Annotated in this window: 19 protein-coding genes; 14 read left to right on the top strand and 5 right to left on the bottom strand. The window is 73.1% G+C overall.

Annotated features, from left to right (window positions below; translation table 11 throughout):
- Window positions 1-6 precede the first annotated feature (6 nt).
- Complete coding sequence (locus ADL34_RS05845) at window positions 7-1398, top strand: sensor histidine kinase (protein ID WP_062673321.1); 1392 nt, start codon at window positions 7-9, stop codon at window positions 1396-1398.
- 33 nt (window positions 1399-1431) lie between these two features.
- Here the strand turns inward: ADL34_RS05845 and ADL34_RS05850 are convergent, their stop codons facing one another.
- On the bottom strand, window positions 1432-2427 hold the full coding sequence (locus ADL34_RS05850; protein WP_062673319.1) for a TAXI family TRAP transporter solute-binding subunit: 996 nt from the start codon (window positions 2425-2427) through the stop codon (window positions 1432-1434).
- 94 nt (window positions 2428-2521) lie between these two features.
- Here ADL34_RS05850 and ADL34_RS05855 point away from each other — a divergent pair, with 94 nt between their 5' ends.
- The 3 genes from ADL34_RS05855 to ADL34_RS05865 all read left to right on the top strand — a co-directional run bounded on the left by ADL34_RS05855 (window position 2522) and on the right by ADL34_RS05865 (window position 5318).
- On the top strand, window positions 2522-2926 hold the full coding sequence (locus tag ADL34_RS05855; RefSeq protein ID WP_062673316.1) for a MazG nucleotide pyrophosphohydrolase domain-containing protein: 405 nt from the start codon (window positions 2522-2524) through the stop codon (window positions 2924-2926).
- A 51-nt stretch (window positions 2927-2977) separates the two neighbouring features.
- On the top strand, window positions 2978-4492 hold the full coding sequence (gene miaB / locus ADL34_RS05860) for a tRNA (N6-isopentenyl adenosine(37)-C2)-methylthiotransferase MiaB (protein WP_062673314.1): 1515 nt from the start codon (window positions 2978-2980) through the stop codon (window positions 4490-4492).
- Between the two features lie 79 nt (window positions 4493-4571).
- The gene (locus ADL34_RS05865) at window positions 4572-5318 is read left to right on the top strand and encodes a class III extradiol dioxygenase subunit B-like domain-containing protein (protein ID WP_199835526.1); all 747 of its coding nucleotides are present in this window, start codon (window positions 4572-4574) and stop codon (window positions 5316-5318) included.
- A 74-nt stretch (window positions 5319-5392) separates the two neighbouring features.
- On the opposite strand, the gene ADL34_RS05870 is transcribed toward ADL34_RS05865, so the two are convergent.
- Together ADL34_RS05870 and ADL34_RS05875 are read right to left on the bottom strand one after the other, a co-directional pair.
- Entirely contained in the window at window positions 5393-5662 is a 270-nt protein-coding gene (locus ADL34_RS05870; protein WP_062673310.1) for an antitoxin, read from the bottom strand.
- Window positions 5663-5686: 24 nt separating this feature from the next.
- Window positions 5687-5965 (bottom strand): hypothetical protein, encoded by a 279-nt coding sequence (locus ADL34_RS05875; RefSeq protein WP_062673308.1) that lies wholly within the window; start codon window positions 5963-5965, stop codon window positions 5687-5689.
- Between the two features lie 182 nt (window positions 5966-6147).
- Between ADL34_RS05875 and miaA the strand changes: the two genes are divergently transcribed.
- From miaA to hflX, 6 genes are all read left to right on the top strand, one after another.
- Window positions 6148-7086: a tRNA (adenosine(37)-N6)-dimethylallyltransferase MiaA gene (gene miaA / locus ADL34_RS05880; protein WP_062673306.1), complete on the top strand. Its 939-nt coding sequence runs from the start codon at window positions 6148-6150 to the stop codon at window positions 7084-7086.
- A 108-nt stretch (window positions 7087-7194) separates the two neighbouring features.
- Window positions 7195-7704, top strand: a complete 510-nt coding sequence (locus tag ADL34_RS05885; protein ID WP_062673304.1) for a hypothetical protein — start codon at window positions 7195-7197, stop codon at window positions 7702-7704.
- Window positions 7705-7825: 121 nt separating this feature from the next.
- Entirely contained in the window at window positions 7826-8695 is an 870-nt protein-coding gene (gene dapF, locus ADL34_RS05890; RefSeq protein WP_062673302.1) for a diaminopimelate epimerase, read from the top strand.
- A 298-nt stretch (window positions 8696-8993) separates the two neighbouring features.
- Window positions 8994-11177: a RelA/SpoT family protein gene (locus ADL34_RS05895; RefSeq protein ID WP_062673337.1), complete on the top strand. Its 2184-nt coding sequence runs from the start codon at window positions 8994-8996 to the stop codon at window positions 11175-11177.
- Window positions 11178-11273: 96 nt separating this feature from the next.
- On the top strand, window positions 11274-12860 hold the full coding sequence (locus ADL34_RS05900) for a M1 family metallopeptidase (RefSeq protein ID WP_062673300.1): 1587 nt from the start codon (window positions 11274-11276) through the stop codon (window positions 12858-12860).
- A gap of 188 nt (window positions 12861-13048) precedes the next feature.
- The gene (gene hflX, locus ADL34_RS05905) at window positions 13049-14542 is read left to right on the top strand and encodes a GTPase HflX (RefSeq protein ID WP_062673298.1); all 1494 of its coding nucleotides are present in this window, start codon (window positions 13049-13051) and stop codon (window positions 14540-14542) included.
- Window positions 14543-14608: 66 nt separating this feature from the next.
- On the opposite strand, the gene ADL34_RS05910 is transcribed toward hflX, so the two are convergent.
- Entirely contained in the window at window positions 14609-15832 is a 1224-nt protein-coding gene (locus tag ADL34_RS05910) for a trypsin-like serine peptidase (RefSeq protein ID WP_062673296.1), read from the bottom strand.
- Window positions 15833-16315: 483 nt separating this feature from the next.
- Here ADL34_RS05910 and ADL34_RS05915 point away from each other — a divergent pair, with 483 nt between their 5' ends.
- From ADL34_RS05915 to ADL34_RS05930, 4 genes are all read left to right on the top strand, one after another.
- On the top strand, window positions 16316-17791 hold the full coding sequence (locus tag ADL34_RS05915; protein WP_062673294.1) for a diaminobutyrate--2-oxoglutarate transaminase family protein: 1476 nt from the start codon (window positions 16316-16318) through the stop codon (window positions 17789-17791).
- A gap of 93 nt (window positions 17792-17884) precedes the next feature.
- Window positions 17885-19858: an IucA/IucC family protein gene (locus ADL34_RS05920; RefSeq protein ID WP_079034428.1), complete on the top strand. Its 1974-nt coding sequence runs from the start codon at window positions 17885-17887 to the stop codon at window positions 19856-19858.
- A gap of 38 nt (window positions 19859-19896) precedes the next feature.
- Complete coding sequence (locus tag ADL34_RS05925) at window positions 19897-20652, top strand: GNAT family N-acetyltransferase (protein ID WP_062673293.1); 756 nt, start codon at window positions 19897-19899, stop codon at window positions 20650-20652.
- Between the two features lie 207 nt (window positions 20653-20859).
- Window positions 20860-22893, top strand: a complete 2034-nt coding sequence (locus tag ADL34_RS05930; protein WP_062673291.1) for an ATP-dependent DNA helicase — start codon at window positions 20860-20862, stop codon at window positions 22891-22893.
- Between the two features lie 162 nt (window positions 22894-23055).
- Here the strand turns inward: ADL34_RS05930 and lexA are convergent, their stop codons facing one another.
- Entirely contained in the window at window positions 23056-23835 is a 780-nt protein-coding gene (lexA, locus tag ADL34_RS05935) for a transcriptional repressor LexA (RefSeq protein ID WP_062673289.1), read from the bottom strand.
- Window positions 23836-24385: the final 550 nt, after the last annotated feature.

The following is a 24385-nucleotide window of genomic DNA, read 5'->3' on the forward strand; positions in this document are numbered from 1 at the left end:
GCCAGGGTGCGCACTCGGCTTCTCCCGCTGCTCATCGTCCTCATGGCGGCCGTGCTGCTCGCGCTCGGCGTGCCCCTCGCGGTCAGCCTGGCCGCCGCACAGCAGCAGAAGGTCGTCGTCGACAGGATCGACGACACGGCGTACTTCGCGGCCATCGCGCGCCCCGCCACCGACACCGCCACCGGCTCCCGAGACGTCCTGCGCGTCCTCAGCCGGGAACTGGAGAACTACTACGAGGTCTACGGCATCCGCGCCGGTGTCTTCCTGCCCAACGACACCCCCCTGGCCAGCGGCCCGACCACCTGGTTCCTGCCCGGGACCGGCGAGGTGCGCGACGCCTTCGAGGAGTCCCTGCTCAGCCGGCGCAGCCACGACCCGCAGCAGGTCTGGCCCTGGCAGCGCGGCCGGCTGGTGGTCGCCTCGCCGGTGATCCGGGACGGTGACGTCGTCGCCGTCGTGGTCACCGACTCGCCCACCGGGCCCATGCGGTCCCGCATCCTGCACGGCTGGCTGATCATCGGCGCCGGTCTGACCGCCGCCATGCTGGTGGCCGTCGGAGCGGCGCTCCGGCTGACCGGATGGGTACTCAGACCGGTGCGGGTCCTCGACGTCACCACGCACGAGATCGCGAGCGGACGCCTGAAGTCGCGGGTCGCCGTGGCCAGCGGGCCGCCGGAACTGCGGCGGCTGGCGCGGTCGTTCAACGAGATGGCAGACAACGTCGAGGACGTCCTGGAACAGCAGCGCGCCTTCGTCGCCGACGCCTCCCACCAGTTGCGCAACCCGCTCGCCGCCCTGCTGCTGCGCATCGAACTGCTCGCCTTCGAACTGCCCGAGGGCAACGAGGAGATCGCCTCGGTCCAGGCCGAAGGGCGGCGCCTGGCGCAGGTCCTCGACGACCTGCTCGACCTGGCCCTCGCCGAGCACACCGAGGCCGACATCCGGCTGACCGACATCGGCGCGCTCACCGCCGAGCGCGTCGCGGCGTGGGCGCCGACCGCCGAGGCCAAGGGCGTACGGCTGCACGGGACCTGCCCGGCCACCACCGCCTGGGCCGACCCGGTGGCCCTGTCCAGCGCCCTGGACGCCGTGATCGACAACGCGGTGAAGTTCACCCCGCGGGACGAGAGCGTCGAGGTGACCGTCGCGTCCGACGGCGACGCGGCGACGATCGAGGTGGCCGACCGCGGACCGGGCCTCACCGACGAGGAGCTCGCCCGCATCGGCGACCGCTTCTGGCGCAGCGGACGCCACCAGAACGTCAAGGGCTCGGGTCTCGGCCTGTCGATCTCGCGGGCCCTGCTCGCGGCGGGGGGCGGCACGATCGCGTACGCCCACCACGAGCCGCACGGCCTGCGGGTGACGGTGACCCTGCCCAGAAACGGCCCGGTCGACTAGGACGCGTTTCGCCCTGGTGCCACGGGACAGCTCTTAGGGCTTCACTGACCGGTAGTACCGCCGCGCGCCCTCGTGGAGGCCCAGCGGGTCCGTATAGATCGCCGTGCGCAGGTCCACCAGCTGCGCGGAGTGCACGTGCGCGCCGATGCCGTCGCGGCTCTTGATCACCGTCCGGGTCAGCCACTCCGTGAGCCGGGGGTCCATGTCCTCGCGGGTGATCAGCAGGTTGGAGACGGCGATGGTCGGCACCGTGCTGCCGTTCTGGACGGTGGGATAGGCCGACTCCGGCATGTTCGTCGCGCGGTAGAAGTGCGCCGCGTCACCCTGCGCGTGCACCTTGGCGACCAGGTCGGCGTCGATGGGCACGAAACGGAACGAGGACGTCTGCGCGATCTTCTCCAGGCCGTCCGTCGGCACCCCGCTCGACCAGAAGAACGCGTCGAGCTCGCGCCCGAGCCGCTCGGGGCCGGTGTCGATGCCGTCCGAGCGGGCGGTGATGTCCTTCTCCGGGTCGATGCCCGCCGCCTCCAGCACTCGGGTGGCGATCAGCCGCACCCCGGAGTCCGGCAGCCCTATGGCCACCCGCTTGCCCTTGAGGTCGGCGACGGAGCGGATGTCCGAGTCCGGCGGCACGACGAGCTGGACGTAGTCGTCGTACAGGCGGGCCACCCCGCGGAGCCGGTCCATGACGGGCTTGCCGCCGATCCGGTAGGTGTCCACGGCGTCGGCGGCGGCGATCGTGAAGTCGGCCCGGCCGGTCGCCACCCGCTGGACGTTCTCCTGCGAGCCGTCGCTCGTGAGCAGCCGCACCTTCAGCTGGGGCATGTCCTCGGCCAGCTCCTCGCGCAGCAGCTCGCCGTACTCCTGGTACACACCCGCGCGTGTGCCGGTGCTGAACGTGATCGTCCCGCTCGGCGGGTCCTCGCCCAGGGGCAGCATCCACCACAGCAGCAGCCCGAGGGCCACGACGCCGGCGGCCGCGCCCTGGAGGGCCCGGCGCCTGCTCATGCGGGTCAGTGCGGTGGACATGGCCGCGATCCTGCCAGTCGCCGCACCCGCTGACCAGGGCCGGGGTCACAGGCGGGGGCCGGACCGGTGCCGGCCGCTCGCTACAGTCGGCCGCATGAGTCCCTCTCCCGCCGACCTGGTCCGCGAGTTCCACCTGGCCTTCGGGCTCGACGCCCGCACCGCCCCGACGGAGGTGGCGCCGGAGCTCGCCGCCCACCGGGGAGAGCTGCTCGCCGAGGAGGCCGCGGAGGTCGCCGAGGTCTCGGTCACCGGCCCCCTCGACCGGCTCGCGCACGAGCTGGCGGACGTCGTGTACGTGGCCTACGGCACCGCCCTCGTGCACGGCATCGACCTGGACGCCGTCCTGGCCGAGATCCACCGCTCCAACATGACCAAGCTCGGCCCGGACGGCCAGGTCGCCCGCCGGGCCGACGGCAAGGTCCTCAAGGGCGACCACTACGAGGCGCCGGACGTGGGTGCCGTACTGCGCCGCCAGGGATGGAAGGGCGGCACCGCCTAGGCGTACGGGACACCGGGGAGAGGGGTCCGGACGACCGCATACCCTTGTCCCATGAGCAGCAGCGACCGGAGCCAGGCAGTGGGCGTCAGGACATATGAGGTACGCACCTACGGGTGCCAGATGAACGTCCACGATTCCGAGCGATTGTCCGGTCTGCTGGAGGACGCCGGGTACGTCCGCGCGCCCGAGGGCTCCGACGGTGACGCCGACGTCGTCGTCTTCAACACCTGCGCGGTGCGCGAGAACGCCGACAACAAGCTGTACGGCAACCTCGGCCACCTCGCCCCGAAGAAGGCGAGCCGGCCCGGCATGCAGATCGCCGTCGGCGGCTGCCTCGCCCAGAAGGACCGCGACACCATCGTCAAGCGGGCCCCCTGGGTCGACGTGGTCTTCGGCACGCACAACATCGGCAAGCTGCCCGTCCTGCTGGAGCGCGCGCGCGTGCAGGAGGAGGCGCAGGTCGAGATCGCCGAGTCGCTGGAGGAGTTCCCCTCCACGCTGCCGACCCGGCGCGAGAGCGCCTACGCGGCCTGGGTGTCGATCTCCGTCGGCTGCAACAACACCTGCACGTTCTGTATCGTCCCGGCCCTGCGCGGCAAGGAGAAGGACCGCCGTCCCGGCGACATCCTCGCCGAGGTCGAGGCGCTGGTCGCCGAAGGCGTCAGCGAGATCACGCTGCTCGGGCAGAACGTCAACGCGTACGGCTCGGACATCGGCGACCGCGAGGCGTTCAGCAAGCTGCTGCGGGCCTGCGGGAACATCGAGGGCCTGGAGCGCGTCCGCTTCACCTCGCCGCACCCGCGCGACTTCACCGACGACGTGATCGCCGCCATGGCCGAGACGCCGAACGTGATGCCGCAGCTGCACATGCCGCTCCAGTCCGGTTCGGACACCGTGCTGAAGGCGATGCGCCGCTCCTACCGCCAGGAGCGCTACCTCGGGATCATCGAGAAGGTCCGCGCCGCCATCCCGCACGCCGCGATCACCACCGACATCATCGTGGGCTTCCCCGGCGAGACCGAGGAGGACTTCGAGCAGACGCTGCACGTCGTCCGCGAGGCGCGCTTCGCGCAGGCGTTCACGTTCCAGTACTCCAAGCGCCCCGGCACCCCGGCGGCCACCATGGACGGCCAGATCCCCAAGAAGGTCGTCCAGGAGCGCTACGAGCGGCTGGTCGCCCTCCAGGAGGAGATCTCCTGGGAGGAGAACAAGAAGCAGGTCGGCCGCACCCTGGAGCTGATGGTCGCCGAGGGCGAGGGCCGCAAGGACGACGCCACGCACCGCCTCTCCGGCCGCGCCCCCGACAACCGCCTCGTGCACTTCACCAAGCCGGACCAGGAGGTCCGCCCCGGTGACGTGGTGACCGTCGAGATCACCTACGCCGCCCCGCACCACCTCCTCGCCGAGGGTTCCGTCCTCGACGTGCGCCGCACGCGCGCGGGCGACGCCTGGGAGAAGCGCAACGCCGCCGAGCAGGCCAAGCCGGCCGGTGTGCTGCTGGGCCTGCCCAAGGTGGGCGTGCCCGCGCCGCTGCCGGTGGCCACCTCGGGCTGCGCGATCGACTGACGGCGCCGCCGGAGCCGCCCCGGGCACGCCGCGGGAGCTGTCCCGGGCCGCCGTACGGCGCCGCAGTAGGCTGCCGATCATGCTTGTCGCCGCCGCAGTCTGCCCATGCCCGCCCCTCCTCGTGCCCGAGGTCGCGGCGGGCGCCGCCCCCGAGCTGGACGCCGCGCGTGCCGCGTGCGCCGACGCGCTCGGGGTGCTCGCCGCCGCCCGGCCCGACCTGCTGGTGGTCGTCGGGCCCGCCGGGGAGACCGGGACCTTCCCCGAGGGCACGCCGGGCTCCTTCCGGGGCTTCGGCGTCGACGTCGCCGTACGTCTCGGCGCGAGCGCCACGAGCGCCACGAGCGCGCCTGGGGCCCTGGGAGCCGCGCGAGCGGAGCCACAGGGTGTCCTGCCGCCGTCCCTCGCCGTCGCCGCCTGGCTGCTGGAGCGCACCGGATGGTCGGACGCCCCGATCGAGGGACTCGGCATCGCGGAACCGACAACCGCCGAGCGGTGTATCCAGACGGGGAGGGAGCTCGCCGCCCAGGCCGGCCGGGTGGCGCTGCTGGTGATGGGCGACGCCAGCGCCTGCCGCACGCTCAAGGCGCCCGGCTATCTGGACGAGCGGGCGGCGCCCTTCGACGCGTCCGTCGCGCGTGCGCTGGGTTCCGCGGACGTGCCGGCCCTCCAGGAGCTCGACATCGCGCTCGCCCGGGAGCTGCAGGCGTCGGGCCGGGCCCCGTGGCAGGTCCTGGCCGGAGCCGCGGAGGCCGCGGACCTGGCGGGCGCCCTGCTGTACGAGGACGCGCCGTACGGGGTCGGCTACCTGGTGGCCACCTGGTCCTAGGGGCTGTCTGACACCGCGGACAGCCGCGCGCCCGAAGGCCGCGAGACCGTCCGCGAAGGTGCCGGAGGTGCCGGTCAGGTGGTCGGCGGCGGGGCGTCCGGCGGTGGTGTGCCGCCGCCCGTCGCCGGGTCGTCGCCCTTGTGCGCGAGGCGGCCCATGGCCCCGTGTGCCTTGCCCGTCCCCGAGTGGATCTTGTCGCGGTACTTGCCCTTGGTCCGCTCGTCGACGACCTTGGCGGCCTTGTCGAGGCCGTGATGCACCTTGTCCTCGTGCCGCTGTGCGAAGTCGGAGACCTTGTCCTTGGCCGGGGCGATCCTGGCTTTCAGGTTGTCCATCAGACCCATGCTTCACCTTCCCGCGCGGGGCAGTTACCTGCGGGCGCCCTCACCGGCCTCGCTGTCGGCGGCCTTGTCGGCGGACTGCTGCTTGGGGATCTCGACGCCGTCGTCGGTGCCGGTCCCGTCGGTGTCGGCGGCCGCCGCGGAGGCCGTCTCCTCCGCCTCGGCATCCGACGGACCCGAGGGCTCCGCCGCCTCAGCAGCGGGCCCGGCCGTCTCCGTACCGGCCTCCGCCTCGACCTCGACCTCGGCGGACGAGGCCTCCTCCGAGCCCTTCGACCTGCCAAAAATCCGTGCGAAAACGCCCATATCCACTCCATACGGTACTCGTGCGGGCGAAATCCCGCGTCGTCCGGTGCGTCCGTTTGCGCCCCCGGGTCGCCGCCCCCACCGAATCGGCGGCGAAAACCTCGCAACAGGCAACGACCCCGCACACGGGCCGTCACGTAACTCGTTCGAGACCACCCTCTGAGGTTTGCGAGACTGGGGCGGTGAGCAGTGCACCCCCCTCCCCGCGCGTCATCGCCGTCGTCGGACCCACCGCGGCCGGAAAGTCCGATCTGGGCGTCTTCCTGGCGCAGCGACTCGGCGGTGAGGTCGTCAACGCCGACTCCATGCAGCTCTACCGGGGGATGGACATCGGCACGGCCAAGCTGACGCCCGAGGAGCGCCAGGCGGTGCCGCACCACCTGCTGGACATCTGGGACGTCACGGTCACCGCCTCGGTCGCCGAGTACCAGCGCCTCGCCCGCGCGCGCATCGACGCCCTGCTCGCCGAGGGCCGCTGGCCCGTCCTGGTCGGCGGATCGGGACTGTACGTCCGGGGCGCCGTCGACAACCTCGAGTTCCCCGGCACCGACCCCGAGGTCCGGGCCCGGCTGGAGGAGGAGCTGGCGCTGCGCGGGTCCGGAGCGCTGCACGCCCGTCTGGCCGCCGCCGACCCCGACGCCGCCCAGGCGATCCTGCCCAGCAACGGCCGCCGTATCGTCCGTGCCCTGGAGGTCATCGAGATCACCGGACGGCCCTTCACCGCCAACCTGCCGGGCCACGACTCCGTGTACGACACCGTCCAGATCGGCGTCGACGTCGCCCGCCCCGAACTCGACGAGCGCATCGCCCGCCGCGTCGACCGGATGTGGAACGCCGGGCTCGTCGACGAGGTGCGCGCACTGGAGGTGAAAGGGTTGCGCGAGGGGCGTACGGCCTCGCGCGCGCTCGGCTACCAGCAGGTGCTCGCGGCGCTCGAGGGGGAGTGCACCCTCGACGAGGCCCGCGCGGAGACCGTCCGTGCCACCAAACGCTTCGCGCGCCGTCAGGATTCATGGTTCAGACGCGACCCGCGGGTGCACTGGCTCAGTGGGGCTGCGGCAGATGTCACAGAACTTCCGCAGCTGGCCCTGGCGTTGGTCGAACGAGCGGTTACAGCCTGATCACGTGATGGCATCGGGACGCCCCGGTCGTCATCCGGGCCTGCGCCACCGTGCCATCATCGAGCTTCGATCGACCAAGTGGAGTCCGAGTTGGGAGGGCGCGTGGCGATGGAGGCCGGCCCTCGCGACACCGCACAAGGCACGGGGAACCGCACCACCGGCACCGGTGAGCGGGAGCCCGACGGCGAGCGGCTGGGCCCGGACGTGACCGACGACGCCGACGTCGACGGCGGCGTGACCGACGACGGGCCCCCGCCGGAGGAGATGTACACCGGCGGCCCCGAGGTCGAGGTCGAGCTCCGCCCGCAGCGCAGGCTGCGCCTGTGGCAGCTCGCGCCCATCGTGGGCCTGGCCGCGCTCGGCTCCCTGATGTTCGCGTTCCCGCTCGCCTTCGACTTCGGCGACAGCGGTGCCGTGATCGCCATGCTGGGGCTGCTCATCTGCCTCTGCGCGGCCGGCTGGGGCATGATGGCCGCCCGCCGCGTGGGCTACACCTGGCCCGGCCTGCCGCCGCGCGGCTCCGGCCGCAGACCGGACTGGCGCGTCCTCGGGGCGTACTGCCTGCTGGTCGTGGCGATCGTCGCCCTGGCCGTGTGGCGCGTGGCACGCCTGCGCTGAGCCGGGCCCCGCACGCCGTCACCGCCGTACTGGGCCGGTCCTCGCGCGCCGCGACCGCCGTACTGGGCCGCGCGCCGCGACCGCCGTACGGGATGTCCGACCCGCACCGTACGATCGAGGAATGAGCACGCGGATCGCCTTCCTCAAGGGCCACGGCACCGAGAACGACTTCGTGATCGTCCCCGACCCGGAGAACGTCATCGAGCTGCCCCCGGCCGCCGTCGCCGCCCTGTGCGACCGCCGCGCGGGCATCGGCGGCGACGGCCTGCTGCACGTCGTGCGCTCCGCGGCCCACCCCGAGGCCCGGCACCTGGCGGCCGAGGCCGAATGGTTCATGGACTACCGCAACGGCGACGGCTCGGTCGCGGAGATGTGCGGCAACGGCGTGCGGGTCTTCGCCCGCTACCTCCAGCGCGCCGGGCACACCGGCGAGGGCGATCTCGCCGTGGCCACGCGCGGCGGCGTGAAGACCGTGCACATCGACAAGGACGGCGGCATCACCGTCGGCATGGGCAGGGCCCGCCTCCCCGAGGGAGACGTCACCGTCGCCGTCGGCGACCGCAGCTGGCCCGCCCGCAACGTGAACATGGGCAACCCGCACGCCGTGGCCTTCGTCGACGACCTCGGGGACGCCGGCGCGCTCCTCGAGGCGCCGCCGGTCAGCCCGGCCGCCGCCTACCCCGACGGGGTCAACGTCGAGTTCGTCGTGGACCGCGGCCCCCGGCACGTGGCGATGCGCGTCCACGAGCGGGGCTCCGGCGAGACCCGGTCCTGCGGCACCGGCGCCTGCGCGGTCGCCGTGGCCACCGCCCGCCGCGACGGCGCCGACCCGGCCGTCACCGGCGCCCCGGAGACGTACACCGTCGACGTCCCCGGCGGCACCCTGGTCATCACCGAGCGGCCGGACGGCGAGATCGAGATGACCGGCCCCGCCGTGATCGTGGCCGAGGGCGAGCTCGACGCGGAATGGCTGGAATCGTTCGGCCGCTGAGGTGCTCCGGCCGCTCCGGTGCCCGGGCCGAGCGGCCCTCGCCCCCGCCGTTCCCGGGGAAGCGCCGTCCCGCCGCGTTCGACGGCGGGAACCCGCCCCTGCCGGATGGCGCAAACCGTAAACATGCGAAGCCTCGCTCGAATGGGTGATCCGTTTCACGCTCGGCCGGAGGCGGCCGGAAGCACGTGATGGGCTCGGTAGCATCAAGCACCGGCCCGGACGGGGAGAAGTCGCCATCCCCTGCGCCGAGTCCGTCATGGGGAACCCCGTCCGCCGGTCCACGCAGCCGGAGGTGCCCATGAGTGCGGAGGCCACGAATTCCGCGACGCCAGGCCCGGTATCGGGCGCCGTGACGCCCGCCGTGCCCCGCAGGAAGTCCCGCGCCCGCATCGACCTGCGCCGCCTCGGCCGCGCCGCGCTGCTCGGCCCCACCGCGCGCGGCCGGCTGCCCGACGCCATCAGCCACGTCGTGGACGCGCACCGCGCCCACCACCCCGACGCCGGCCTCGAACCCCTGCGCCGCGCCTACGTCCTGGCCGAGTCCTCGCACCGCGGCCAGATGCGCAAGAGCGGCGAGCCGTACATCACCCACCCGCTCGCGGTGACCCTCATCCTCGCCGAACTCGGCGCCGAGACCACGACGTTGACCGCGTCCCTGCTCCACGACACCGTCGAGGACACCGATGTGACGCTCGACCAGGTCGGCGAGCAGTTCGGCGAGGAGGTCCGCTTCCTCGTCGACGGCGTCACCAAACTGGAGAAGGTCGACTACGGCGCCGCCGCCGAGCCCGAGACCTTCCGCAAGATGCTCGTCGCCACCGGCAACGACGTGCGCGTGATGTCGATCAAACTCGCCGACCGGCTGCACAACATGCGCACCCTCGGTGTGATGCGCCCCGAGAAACAGGCCCGCATCGCCAAGGTCACCCGGGACGTCCTCATCCCGCTCGCCGAGCGGCTCGGCGTCCAGGCGCTCAAGACCGAGCTGGAGGACCTGGTCTTCGCGATCCTGCACCCCGAGGAGTACGAGCACACCCGGGAGCTGATCGCCGAGAACGCCGCCCGCGCCGACGACCCGCTCACCGAGATGGCCGACGAGATGCGCACGGTCCTGCGCGAGGCCGGCATCCAGGCCGAAGTCCTCATCAGGCCCCGGCACTTCGTCTCCGTACACCGTGTCTCCCGCAAACGCGGCCGGCTGCGCGGCGCCGACTTCGGGCGGCTGCTGGTCCTGGTGAACGAGGACGCGGACTGCTACGGCGTCCTCGGCGAACTGCACACCTGCATGACCCCGGTGGTCTCGGAGTTCAAGGACTTCATCGCCGTCCCCAAGTTCAACCTGTACCAGTCGCTGCACACCGCCGTGGCCCGCGAGGACGGCCAGGTCGCCGAGGTGCTCATCCGCACCCACCAGATGCACAAGGTCGCCGAGGCCGGTGTGGTCGCGCTCGGCAACCCCTACACCGGCCCCGCGGAGGAGCAGACCGCCGCGGGCGACGGCGAGCGCGCCGACCCGACCCGCCCCGGCTGGCTCTCCCGCCTGCTGGACTGGCAGGAGGCCGCGCCCGACCCCGACACGTTCTGGTCGACCCTGCGGGAGGACCTCGCCCAGGACCGCGAGATCACCGTCTTCCGGCCCGACGGCGGCACCCTGGGCCTGCCCGAGGGCGCCACCTGCGTGGACGCCGCCTACGCCCAGTACGGCGAGGACGCGCACGCGTGCATCGGCGCCCGCGTCAACGGCCGGCTGGCCACCCTCAGCACCGTCCTGCGCGACGGGGACAGCGTGCAGCTCCTCATGGGACAGGACCCGGCCTCCGAGCCGTCCCGCGAGTGGCTGGAGCACGCGCACACGCCCGGCGCCCGCATCGCCATCCAGCGGTGGCTCGCCTCCCATCCCGCGCCGGGCGAGCCCGGCCCCGAGGACGGCCGGGAGGGGGCGCCCTTCCGGCAGCCCGCCGAAGGAGCCGGGAGCCAGGCGGGTCCCGCGTTCCGGCCCGGCGCCGAGGGGGCGGGCGGCCGTCCCACCGCAGCCGGTGTCCTGGCCGACCGGCCCGGCGCCGCCGTACGGCTCGCCGGGTGCTGTACGCCCGTTCCGCCCGACGAGATCACCGGGTTCGCCGTGCGCGGGGGAGCGGTCACCGTCCACCGCGCCGGATGCTCCGCCGTGGCGCGGATGCGTGGCGCCGGGCGTGCGGAGGTCGGCGTGCGCTGGGGGGACACCGCGGAGTGCCGGGTCACCCTGGTCGCCGAATCGTTCGTCCGTCCACATCTGCTGGCGGACCTGACCGAGGCGATGGCGCAGGAGGGCGCGGAGATCGTCTCGGCGACCGTGGAGCCTCCGACCCAGCAGCGCGTCCGCCACACCTACACCGTCGAGCTGCCCGACGCCGGCCGGCTCCCCGGCCTGATGCGCGCCATGCGGGACGTCGCGGGCGTGTACGACGTCAGCCGCGCGCACGCCCCGGCCCAGCGGACCTGAGGAGCGGCGGGCCTGAGGAGACCGCGGGCCACCCGTTCGGGTGGGGCGATCGCGCGCCGTCCACGTCCCGTCGCCGCGCGCTGATAGCCGTGGTCCATGCTGCACTCCTCCCGCAGCGAGGCTCAGCGACCGGCCCCTGGCGCTCCTCGCACCCGTTCCGGACCCCGTCGGCGCCTGAAGGTGCCCGCCCTGCTCATCCCCGTCGTCTCCCTCTGCCTGCTCGCCGCCAGCGCCCCCGCCACCCCGCTCGGCGTCGGCGACCGGCTCTACCCCCACCTGGGCAACCCCGGCTACGACGTGGCCTCGTACGACCTCTCCTTCACCTACTCCGGCGCCAACGACAAGCCCCTCAAGGCCGTCACCACGATCGACGCCTGGACGACCGACGACCTGAAGCGCGTCAACCTGGACTTCGCGCACGGCAAGGTCGACTCGGTCGTCGTCGACGGCGAGCCCGCGACCTTCCGGAGCGCGGGCGAGGACCTCGTGGTCACCCCCGCCGAGGAGGTGCCCGAGGGCAGCTGGATGCGCATCACCGTGCGGCACAGCAGCGACCCCGTGTACGGGCAGAAGCGCGAGGGCGGCTGGGTGCGCACCGCCGACGGCCTCGCCATGGCCAACCAGGCCGACGCCGCGCACGTCGTCTTCCCGTGCAACGACCACCCCTCCGACAAGGCGATCTTCACCATCCGGATCACCGCGCCCACCGGCTACACCGCCGTGGCCAACGGCCTGCGGACCGACGTCGACCGGGCGGGGAAGTCCACCACGTGGACGTACCGCACCCGGCACCCCATGGCCACCGAGCTCGCCCAGGTGTCCATCGGCCGTTCCAAGGTCCTGCACCGCACCGGCCCGCACGGCCTGCCCGTCCGGGACGTCGTGCCCGCCAAGGACGCGAAGCTGCTCGAACCCTGGCTGAAGAAGACCCCGGGCCAGATCGCCTGGCTGGAGGGCAAGGTCGGCCGCTACCCGTTCGAGACGTACGGCCTGCTCATGGCGCACGCCACCACCGGTTTCGAACTGGAGACACAGACGCTCTCCCTGTTCGAACGGGACCTGTTCACCCAGCCCGCCTTCCCGAAGTGGTACGTCGAGTCGATCATGGTGCACGAGCTGGCGCACCAGTGGTTCGGCGACAGCGTCAGCCCGCGGACCTGGTCCGACCTGTGGCTCAGCGAGGGCCATGCCACCTGGTACGAGGCCCTGTACGCGGCCGAGAAGGCGGACCGCCCCATGGAGGCGCGGATGAAGGCCGCCTACGCGGCCTCCGACCGCTGGCGCGCGGCGGGCGGACCGCCCGCGGCCCCGAAGGCACCCGACCCGGGCAAGAAGATCAGCATCTTCCGCCCCAACGTGTACGACGGCGCGGCCCTCGTCCTGTACGCCCTGCGCGAGGAGATCGGCGCCCCCGCGTTCGACCGGCTGGAGCGCGCCTGGGTGAGCCGCAACCGCGACGGTTCCGCCTCGACCGCGGACTTCGTCGCCCTCGCCGAGGACGTCTCCGGACGGCACCTGGACGGCTTCCTGCACGCCTGGCTGTACGGCGAGAAGACCCCGCCGATGCCCGGCCGGCCCGACTGGAAGAGCGCCGACCCCGCCAAGCCGGCGGCCAAGGGCAAGCGGGCTCCCGAACAGCGGGCGGGCGTCCACGCGAAGGCCGGGAAGCCGGGCGTGCGATAAGCCGGTGACGAGACGGCCCGTGCCGTGCGACCATCGTCCGGTCGGCGCGACACGGGCCACGGGAATCTCCCGGGGTACCCGTACGTTGTGACCAGTGACGGAACAGCTCTCCGACGCACCACCGAGCGTGACGTCCAGGCCGCTGCCTCGTCGCCGCACCACGGAATCCCCAACGACGTAAGGACCCAATGACCTCCTCTTCTTCCTTTTCCCAGGACTCGAAGCGCCTCGCGCACACTCACCCCGACGGTCTTCGGGCCGATGCCCTGATGGAAGAGGACGTCGCCTGGAGCCACGAGATCGACGGAGACCGGGACGGCGACCAGTTCGACCGCTCCGACCGCGCGGCCCTGCGGCGCGTCGCGGGCCTCTCCACCGAGCTCGAGGACGTCACCGAGGTCGAGTACCGCCAGCTCCGTCTGGAGCGGGTCGTCCTCGTGGGCGTCTGGACCTCGGGGACCGTGCAGGACGCGGAGAACTCCCTCGCGGAGCTCGCCGCCCTCGCGGAGACCGCGGGCGCCCTCGTGCTCGACGGCGTGATCCAGCGCCGCGACAAGCCCGACGCGGCCACCTACATCGGCTCCGGCAAGGCGCAGGAGCTGCGGGACATCGTGCTGGACACCGGCGCCGACACCGTCATCTGCGATGGTGAACTCAGCCCGGGCCAGCTCATCCACCTCGAGGACGTCGTCAAGGTCAAGGTCATCGACCGTACGGCCCTGATCCTCGACATCTTCGCCCAGCACGCCAAGTCCCGGGAGGGCAAGGCACAGGTCGCGCTCGCGCAGATGCAGTACATGCTGCCGCGGCTGCGCGGCTGGGGTCAGTCGCTGTCCCGGCAGATGGGCGGCGGCAAGGGCGGCGGCCTCGCCACCCGTGGTCCCGGTGAGACCAAGATCGAGACCGACCGGCGGCGGATCCGCGAGAAGATGGCGAAGATGCGCCGGGAGATCGCGGAGATGAAGACCGGCCGCGACATCCAGCGCCAGTCCCGCCGACGCAACAAGGTGCCCTCGGTCGCGATCGCGGGCTACACCAACGCCGGCAAGTCCTCCCTGCTCAACCGCCTCACCGGCGCGGGCGTCCTGGTCGAGAACGCCCTGTTCGCGACCCTGGACCCGACCGTGCGCCGGGCCGAGACCCCGAGCGGGCGGCTGTACACGCTGGCCGACACGGTCGGCTTCGTACGCCACCTGCCGCACCACCTGGTCGAGGCGTTCCGCTCCACGATGGAGGAGGTCGGTGACTCCGACCTGATCCTGCACGTGGTCGACGGCTCGCATCCGAACCCGGAGGAGCAGCTGGCCGCCGTGCGCGAGGTGATCCGGGACGTCGGCGCCACCGGCGTGCCCGAGATCGTCGTGATCAACAAGGCGGACGCGGCCGACCCGCTGACACTCCAGCGGTTGCTGCGGATCGAGAAGCGCTCCATCGCCGTCTCGGCCCGCACCGGCCAGGGCATCGCCGAGCTGCTCGCCCTGATCGACAACGAGCTGCCGCGCCCGTCCGTCGAGGTCGAGGCACTCGTGCCGTACACCCACGGCAAGCTCGTCGCCCGCGCCCACACCGAGGGCGAGGTGATCTCCGAGGAGCACACCCCGGAGGGCACGCTGCTCAAGGTGCGCGTGCACGAGGAGCTGGCGGCGGATCTCGCGCCGTACATGCCGACACCGGCCGGCTGAGCCGTCCGGCACCGGACAGACGGAAGGCCCGCTCCCCTCGGGGAAGCGGGCCCTTTCGCGTGCCGGTCAGCGCCCGGCGAACTTGTCGCTGACCCCGTCGAAGACGGTCTTGGCCTCCTTGCCCAGCCGCGGGCCGGCGAGCCAGCCCGACTCGACCGGGCCGATGGAGGTGTTGGACACCAGCGCCGGCTTGCCGTCGTTGCCGGTGGCGACCCAGCCACCGCCCGACGAGCCGCCCGTCATGGTGCAGCCGATGCGGTACATCGTCGGGTCCGAGGCCCGCAGCGACAGCCGGCCCGGACGGTCCTGGCACTGGTACAGCTTCTGCCCGTCGTACGGAGCGGCGGCCGGGTAGCCGATCGCCTTGATGCTCTTCACCTTCGGCACCGCCGGCGCGGCGAACTCGACCGGCAGGGCCGAACCGACCGTCTCCTCCAGTGACTTGCCGCCCCCGTTCTCCGGCTTCACATGCAGCACGGCGAAGTCGTACGGGGCGCCGTCACCGCCGGTCGCGCCGCCCTGCGCGATCCACTGGTCCGAGGTCTGCGCCCAGTCGGCCCACCAGACGCCGTAGGGAACGACCTCCTCCTTGGGGACCCCCCGCAACTCGGCCTCGGTGCGGCCCGCGTCGTTGTACGACGGCACGAACGCGATGTTCCGGTACCAGCCGCCGCTCTTGCCCGCGTGCACACAGTGGCCCGCCGTCCACACCATGTTGGACTTCCCGGGGTGCGCGGGGTCCTTCACGACGGTCGCCGAGCACACCATCGTGCCCTCGGGGGAGTCGAAGAAGACCTTGCCCGCCTCGGGCACGCTCGCGTGGTAGCGGGGCGCCACGGCCTGCGCGTCCACCGGGTCCGGCGTCGGGTCGGTCACGCCCTGGTCACCGGACAGGTCGTTCTCGTCGACCCCCCGGTCCGGGTCCTCGGCGTCCCGCATACGGTCCGGGTCCCAGAGGTCCTCGATGATCGGATTGACGTAGTCCTTGGCCTCGCGCAGCCAGTCGTCCCGGTCCCAGTTCTTCCAGTCGCCGTCCCGCCACTTGTCGATGTCGATCCCGTGCTCGCGGAGCTTGTCCTTGATGTCGTCCGGGATCGTGATCCTGCCTTCGCCGCCGGCCCCGGCCGCCGCGGACGCGGTCGCGGCGCCCCCGGCATCGGCGTCCCCGGACTCACAGGCGGTGGCCGTGAGGGCCAGGGCGGCGGCGAGCGCCACCACCGGCAGCGGGGGGACACCGCGGCGCGCGCTCCTCTCCCTGCGGGCGGTGAACGACGGCCGTATGGATCGCATGGTGTGACTCCCCCTGAGGTGACGGTACTTGTGCCGCTCTCGCATACGTGCGCCGGCCGCTGTCCGATCAACTCGTCCGGCCAGCGGGCCGATCGTCCGCCACACGGCGTGCGCGTACGGCTCGCGGCTCGGTGGAACGGCACCACACACTATGCGGTCGCTGTGGGCGAGTTCTGACGGAACGGCAACGGTTCAGCCACAGCCCGCGGAGCCGGGCAGGTCACGGCGCCGGGACGGCGTCCGGCCGTCACCGCCGGTCGCCGGTAGCGCCCCTTCGGGGCTACGCCGGACGGAGATTGTGCGGCAACCCGTAACCCGGTGCGTGTCCCGCTCTTTTTAGCGGTGGGGGCCGGCCGTGCGTGCGCGGTCCCCGGTCCCCGGTTCCCCGCAGTTTCGAGTGGACGCTCGCGGGGCTGCGTATGTCGGGACGGGCGAGGACACGTAAGACCCGCTCGCCCCTGGACAGCGGGAGGACAGGGAGCCATGGCCGTAACCGAATCCGTGCGCGGGGGATCACCCGGGACCGAAGACGCGCGCACCGCGCACGAGGGGATCCTGCGACGGCAGTCGGCCCGCGAGTCCGCGGCCCGCACGTACGCCCGCGCCCTGCCGATCGTGCCGGTCCGGGCCAGGGGCATGACCATCGAGGGCGCGGACGGCCGCCGTTACCTCGACTGCCTCTCCGGCGCCGGCACCCTCGCCCTCGGCCACAACCACCCCGTGGTCCTCGAGGCCATCCGCGGCGTCCTGGACTCGGGGGCACCCCTGCACGTCCTCGACCTCGCCACCCCGGTCAAGGACGCCTTCGTCACCGAGCTGTTCCACACGCTGCCGCCCGGACTCGCGGGCCGCGCGCGCGTGCAGTTCTGCGGACCGGCCGGCACCGACGCGGTCGAAGCCGCCTTCACCCTCGTCCGGGCCGCCACCGGACGCCGCGGCATCCTCGCCTTCAGCGGCGCCTACCACGGGATGACCACCGGGGCGCTCGCCGCCTCCGGGGGCGCCCCCGACGTACGGGTCGCGCGCCTGCCGTTCCCGCAGGACTACCGCTGCCCCTTCGGCGTCGGTGGGGAACACGGCGCCGAACTCGCCGCCCGCTGGACCGAGTCCGTCCTCGACGACCCCAAGTCGGGCGTGCCCGACCCGGCCGGGATGATCCTCGAACCCGTCCAGGGAGAGGGCGGCGTGCTGCCCGCGCCGGACGCCTGGCTGCGGCGCATGCGGCGGATCACCGCCGACCGTTCCATCCCGCTGATCGCCGACGAGGTGCAGACCGGCGTCGGACGCACCGGCGCCTTCTGGGCCGTGGAGCACAGCGGTGTCACCCCCGACGTCATGGTCCTGTCCAAGGCCATCGGCGGCAGCCTGCCCCTCGCGGTGATCGTCTACCGCGACGAGCTCGACGCCTGGCAGCCGGGCGCCCACGCCGGCACCTTCCGCGGCAACCAGCTCGCCATGGCCGCCGGCACGGCGACCCTCGCATACGTCCGGGAGAACCGGCTCGCCGAACGGGCCGCCGACCTCGGCGCGCACATGCTGCGTCAGCTGCGCCGGCTCGCGGGGGAGCACGCGTGCGTCGGGGACGTGCGCGGGAGGGGGCTGATGATGGGCGTCGAGGTGGTGGATCCGCAGGCCCCGCCGCTGAGCGGTGACGAGCGCGGCGTCACCCTGGGGGCGACCGCACGCTCGCCGGAGGAGCAGCCCCGGCCCGCCGCTCCCGCTCTCGCCGCCGCCGTCCAGCGGGAGTGCCTGCGCCGTGGGCTGATCGTCGAGCTCGGCGGACGCCACGCCAGCGTCGTACGGCTCCTCCCGCCCCTGACCATCACCGACGAGCAGGCGGCGGCGGTCCTGGACCGGCTCGCCGACGCGATGGACGCCGTGTCCGGCGACCGGGCCCTCGCGGATCGGCGGCCCCCCGGCCCCGGCCGGCAGGGCGACCGGTCCTCGCACGCCGACTGAGGACGCCCGTACCCGGTTCCTCCCGGCACCGCACCTCGCCGTGACAGGCCACCGGCACACCAGCCCCGGCTCGCACGGTAAGCACCCCCGGCGGTGGCCCCCACCACAGGGCCGCCCCAGCCACGTCACGCGGCACGGCTCACCCCCGCCTCCCGCACCACCGCAGTCGCACCACGCGCCCCGGTCCACTCCGAGGCGCCCCCTCGCACTCCAGAGCCACCGCAGAGGACCATCGTGACGACCACCCCCACCACCCTCCCCGACAGCCGGCCCGCCCGAACGCTGGGCCCGGACACCGCCCCGCCGGACCTCCTGGACCACCCCGACCCGCAGCGGGCGGCCGAGGCCGCCACCGTGGAGAACCTGCTGCGCTGCCACGTACGCGAGACCCGGCTGCCGGCGCCGCGGGACGGCGTCCTGCACGTCCCGCTGCCCGCCACCGGCACGGCTCTGCTGGTCCCGGTCCACCACTGGTCGCCGACGGGATGGCACCGCTTCGGCCCGCCCCGCCCGGCCGGCACCCCGGAGGAGGCCCCGCCGCTGGACGCGGTCACCCTCGCCGCCCTGCTCACCCGGGAGACCGCCGCGGCGGCCGACGGCACCGGTGACCTCGTCGGCCGTGTCGCCGACTCCGTCCGCCGCACGGCCCTCTTCCTCCAGGACCGCCGCGCCCACCCGGCCGACGTGGCCGACCGCTTCCTGGCCGCCGAGCAGGCCCTCGTCCTGGGGCACCCCTTCCACCCCACCCCCAAGAGCCGTGAAGGACTGTCCGAGGCCGAGGCGCGCAGGTACTCACCGGAGACGCGCGGCTCCTTCCCGCTCACCTGGCTGGCCGTCGCGCCGGACGTCGTCGCCACCGACTCGGCGTGGACGGAAGCGGGGCGCCCCGTCACCGCCCCCCAGCTCACGGCCCGGCTCGCCGGCCCCGGGCTGCCGCTGCCCGACGGGTACGCGGCGCTGCCGCTGCACCCCTGGCAACTGCGCGAGATCCGCAGGCGCCCCGACACGGCGGCCCTCTTCGACGCCGGTCTGCTCCGCGACCTCGGCACCCACGGGCCCGCCTGGCACCCCACGTCGTCCGTCCGCACGGTCCACCGCACCGGCGCCCCGGCCATGCTCAAGCTCTCCCTCGGCCTGCGCATCACCAACTCCCGTCGCGAGAACCTCCGCAAGGAACTGCACCGGGGTGTCGAGGTGCACCGGCTGCTGCGCGGCGGCCTCGGGACGCGGTGGCAGGCCGCGCACCCTGGCTTCGACATCGTGCGCGACCCGGCCTGGCTCGCCGTCGACGCACCGGACGGCTCACCGGTGCCCGGGCTCGACGTGATGATCCGGCACAACCCCTTCACGCCCTCGGACGACGTGACCTGCGTCGCCGCTCTGGTCTCCCCCCGGCCGCACGGCACGCACGGCCCGCACGGCCCGGCCGGCCCGGACGGACGGCCGGCGCCGTCCCGGCTGGCCGCGATCGTCACCCGTCTCACCGCCCGGACCGGCCGGTCGCGGGACGCGGTGGCCGCCGAGTGGCTCCTGCGGTACCTCGACCAGGTCGTCCGGCCCGTGCTGTGGCTGGACTCCGAGGCGGGCATCGCCCTGGAGGCGCACCAGCAGAACACGCTGGTCCTGCTGGACGCCGACGGCTGGCCGGCCGGCGGCCGGTACCGCGACAACCAGGGTTACTACTTCCGCGCGTCCCGGCGCGCGGAACTCGACGCCCGGCTCCCCGGCATCGGCGCACTCAGCGACACCTTCGTCTCCGACGAGGTCACCGACGAGCGGTTCGCCTACTACCTGGGGATCAACAACATCCTCGGGCTCGTCGGCGCGTTCGGCTCCCAGGGGCTGGCCGACGAACGGCTGCTGCTCGCCGCGCTCCGCCGCTTCCTCGGCGAGGTCGCCTCCGGCCCCGCCCGGCTGCGCACCCCGTTCCCCCGGCGACTGCTCGACTCCCCGGTGCTGCGCTGCAAGGCCAACCTGCTGACCCGGCTGCACGGCCTGGACGAACTCGTCGGCCCGGTCGACACCCAGTCCGTGTACGTCGGCATCCCCAACCCCCTGCACCTCTGACGGCGACGACCCGCCCCACCTCCCGAGAGGACCTCGTCGTGCCCCCCACCGACACGAGCGCCAACGCCGACCCCGTCCCGCCGTCCGACACGGACGCCGAGGACACCCTGGACCTGGAACTCCCCGACGAACTCGTCACCCTCATCGCCTCGGACACGGAGAAGGACGCTGCCGGGGACGCGAGGCCCGGGGCCCGGCCCGGGGAACCGCTCGCCGGGACGTCCGACCTCCTCGACCAGGTGGCCGACTGGGGGCCGGTCAGCACCCCCGCCGGGGTGTTCCACCTGATCCCGGTCCGGATCGAACGCGACCTGACGCTCATCGGTCTCTGGATGAACGATCCGGCCGTCGCGGAGTTCTGGCAGCTCGCCGGGCCCGAGGACGTCACGGAGCGGCATCTGCGGGCCCAGCTCTCGGGCGACGGACGGAGCGTCCCGTGCGTGGGCCTGCTGGACGGCACACCGATGAGCTACTGGGAGATCTACCGGGCCGACCTCGACCCCCTGGCCCGGTACTACCCGTCCCGGCCCCACGACACCGGGATCCACCTCCTCATCGGCGGGCCCGGCGACCGCGGCCGGGGCCTGGGCCGGACGCTGCTGCGCGCGGTGGCGGACCTCGCGCTCGGCAGGCGCCCGGCGTGCGGGCGGGTCGTGGCGGAACCCGACCTGCGCAACACGCCGTCCGTCGCGGCCTTCCTCGGCGCCGGCTTCCGTTTCTCCTCGGAGATCGACCTGCCGGACAAGCGGGCCGCCCTCATGGTCAGGGACCGGAACCTGCGGCATCTGCTGTGACGGACGGGCCGCTCCGGGCCTCGCAGAACCGGTCCTTCTACGGCCGACTCCGACCCCCTTCCGGTCACCGTCGGACCATCGGTGTAAGACCCCTGCCTCATCCGGTCGTGACCGATCCCAGGTGGAGACGAGCCCGGTCCTGATCCCGTCCGTCCCCCCGACCGTGATCGCCCGATTGTCAGTGCCGGGCCGTAGGGTGGTCGCGCTATGACGAAGCCCTCACTCCCCGAACTCCTGCATGCCGCCGTCACCGCCGTCGGCGGCACGGAGCGCCCCGGCCAGGTGACCATGGCCGAATCGGTCGCCGAGGCGATCGACGGCAATTCCCATCTGCTGGTCCAGGCCGGCACCGGCACCGGTAAGTCGCTCGGCTATCTGGTGCCCGCGCTCGCACACGGGGAGCGGGTCGTGGTGGCCACGGCCACCCTGGCCCTGCAGCGGCAGCTCGTTGAGCGGGACCTCCCGCGCACCGTGGACGCGCTGCATCCGCTGCTGCGCCGGCGCCCCGAGTTCGCCATGCTCAAGGGCCGGTCGAACTACCTCTGTCTGCACCGCCTGCACGAGGGCGTCCCGCAGGACGAGGAGGAGGGCCTGTTCGACCAGTTCGAGGCGGCCGCGCCCACCAGCCGGCTCGGGCAGGACCTCCTGCGGCTGCGCGACTGGTCGGACGACACCGAGACCGGTGACCGGGACGACCTGACGCCGGGTGTGTCGGACCGCGCCTGGGCACAGGTGTCGGTGTCGTCGCGGGAGTGCCTGGGCGCGACCAAGTGCGCGTACGGCGCCGAGTGCTTCGCCGAGGCGGCCCGGGAGCGGGCCAAGCTCGCCGAGGTGGTCGTCACCAACCACGCCCTGCTCGCGATCGACGCAATCGAGGGCGCTCCCGTGCTCCCGCAGCACGAGGTGCTGATCGTCGACGAGGCGCACGAGCTCGTCTCCCGGGTCACCGGCGTGGCCACCGGCGAGCTCGCACCGGGACAGGTCAACCGGGCGGTGCGGCGCGCGGCGAAGCTCGTCAACGAGAAGGCAGCCGACCAGCTCCAGACCGCCGCCGAGGGCTTCGAGCGGCTGATGGAGCTGGCGCTGCCGGGACGCCTGGAGGAGATCCCCGAGGACCTCGGCTACGCGCTCATGGCGCTGCGCGACGCCTGCCGCACGGTCATCTCGGCGATCGGCGCCACCCGTGACAAGTCCGTGCAGGACGAGGACGCGGTCCGCAAGCAGGCGCTGGCCTCGGTGGAGTCCGTGCACGACGTGGCGGAGCGGATCACGAACGGCTCCGAGTGGGACGTCGTCTGGTACGAGCGGCACGACCGGTTCGGCGCGTCCCTGCGGGTGGCCCCCATGTCGGTGTCGGGGCTGCTGCGCGAGAAGCTCTTCACCGACCGCTCGGTCGTCCTGACGTCGGCGACACTGAAGCTGGGCGGGGACTTCAACGGCGTCGGCGCCTCCCTCGGACTGGCCCCCGAGGGCACCCAGGGCGACGACGTGCCGGAGTGGAAGGGCGTGGACGTCGGCTCCCCGTTCGACTACCGAAAGCAGGGCATCCTCTACGTCGCCAAGCATCTGGCGCGCCCCGCGCGGGACGGCGACCGCGCGGACATGCTGGACGAGCTGACGGAGCTGATCCAGGCGGCCGGCGGCCGCACGCTGGGGCTGTTCTCCTCGATGCGGGGCGCCCAGCTGGCCGCCGAGGAGCTGCGCTCGCGCATCCCGGAGTTCCCCATCCTCCTCCAGGGCGAGGAGACGCTCGGCGAGCTGATCAAGAACTTCGCGGCCGACCCGAAGACCTGTCTGTTCGGCACGCTGTCGCTCTGGCAGGGCGTCGACGTCCCCGGCCCGAGCTGCCAGCTCGTCGTCATGGACAAGATCCCGTTCCCACGGCCGGACGACCCGCTGATGAGCGCCCGCCAGAAGGCCGTGGAGGACGCCGGGGGCAACGGCTTCATGGCGGTCGCCGCCACCCATGCCGCGCTGCTCATGGCGCAGGGTGCCGGCCGTCTCGTACGGGCCACCGGGGACCGCGGGGTCGTCGCGGTCCTGGACCCGAGGCTGGCGACCGCGCGCTATGGCAGCTATCTCAAGGCGTCCCTGCCCGACTTCTGGTACACGACGGACCGTAATCAGGTCCGCAGGTCGCTGTCGGCGATCGACGCGTCCGCGCGGCAGACGGAGGCGGCCGGGGAAGCCGGGGAGGCCGGGGCCGACGCGGGGGCGATGGAGGCCGACGCGACGGAGTGATCCGCGCCGGGGCCCCAGAGAGCCGGGGCCCCCAGAGAGCCGGGGCCCAGAGAGCCGGGGTCCGGGTCCGGGGTCCGGACAGCACAGGGCCCCGGAACCGGCGCAGAGGTTCCGGGGCCCGGTCAGGGGGGCCGCCGCTGTCGGCTGTGCCCGCCGCGGCCGTCACACGCGCCGCAGCACCGCCACCACCTTGCCCAGGATGGTCGCGTCGTCACCGGGGATCGGCTCGTACGCGGCGTTGTGCGGGAGAAGCCAGACGTGTCCGTCCTCGCGCTTGAAGCGCTTGACGGTGGCCTCGCCGTCCAGCATGGCGGCCACGATGTCGCCGTTCTCGGCGACCGGCTGGCGGCGGACCGTGACCCAGTCGCCGTCGCAGATCGCGGCCTCGATCATCGAGTCGCCGACGACCTTGAGGACGAACAGCTCGCCGTCGCCGACCAACTGCCGGGGGAGGGGGAAGACGTCCTCCACGGACTCCTCGGCGAGGATCGGGCCACCGGCGGCGATCCGCCCGACCAGGGGGACGTAGGAGGCGGCGGGCTTGCCGGCGGTGTCGGTGGGCTGCACCGAGGCGGCCTGGTCGGAGCCGCGGACCTCGTACGCGCGCGGGCGGTGCGGGTCGCGGCGGAGGAAGCCCTTGCGCTCGAGCGCCATCAGCTGGTGGGCGACCGAGGACGTGCTCGACAGGCCGACCGCCTGGCCGATCTCCCGCATCGATGGCGGGTAGCCCCGCCGCTGCACGGAATCCCTGATGACCTCGATCACTCGGCGCTGGCGGTCCGTGAGTCCCGAGCTGTCGGCCCGGATGCCTGGAGGTCGGCCCGGGAGCGAGCGCTTCTGCGCCTCGGGATTCACGGTTTCGTTCATCGCATGCACCGGCTCGAGTCGGCCCTGGGAGCGGTCCTGGGCAGTGATGGTGGCACTGTCTGCGGTGGTGGTCACGTCGGCCCCTCTCGATGGTCTCCCTGCTGCACAACGGTAGTTGCTTTCGAAAGGTTGCGCCAAACACACGTTCGAGTGAAAAATCGCGGATCGTCTTACGTGATCACAACGTGGGGTGTATGGCAGGCAACTTTTCCCGGCGGGCGAAGGGGCCCCTTGTTGTACTCTTCACCGCCGGGGCCACGGCCTCGTAGGTGGTTGCCCCAGTCTGCCATCCGGGACCGTCCGTCTCGTGGATCGACTCCCATCTGCGCGGGAGTCCCACCTCCCCTCCGTGCGGCGCTCACGCTATCTCCGTATGTCCCGGGGCGATACGGCCGTGCACCCGAAGGTGCGGCGTGAAGACCCCGCGCAGGGGCATACGGCATGAGCCGTGACCCCCTCGCGCGCCCGCGTCCGGCACGACACGCGCTACGGCGCGGATGTATGGCCCAACCCCCACATCTAGTGGTTGGATTGCGGCAGCGACCCAGAAGTTGTGGCGACCCCGGTCTTCGGACGCTCGGAGATCGCCTATGCTGGGGGCTGCTTCGCGGGGCTCATGTGGCCC

The organism is Streptomyces sp. NRRL WC-3605, from assembly GCF_001509795.1.
Lineage (GTDB): Bacteria > Actinomycetota > Actinomycetes > Streptomycetales > Streptomycetaceae > Streptomyces > Streptomyces viridochromogenes.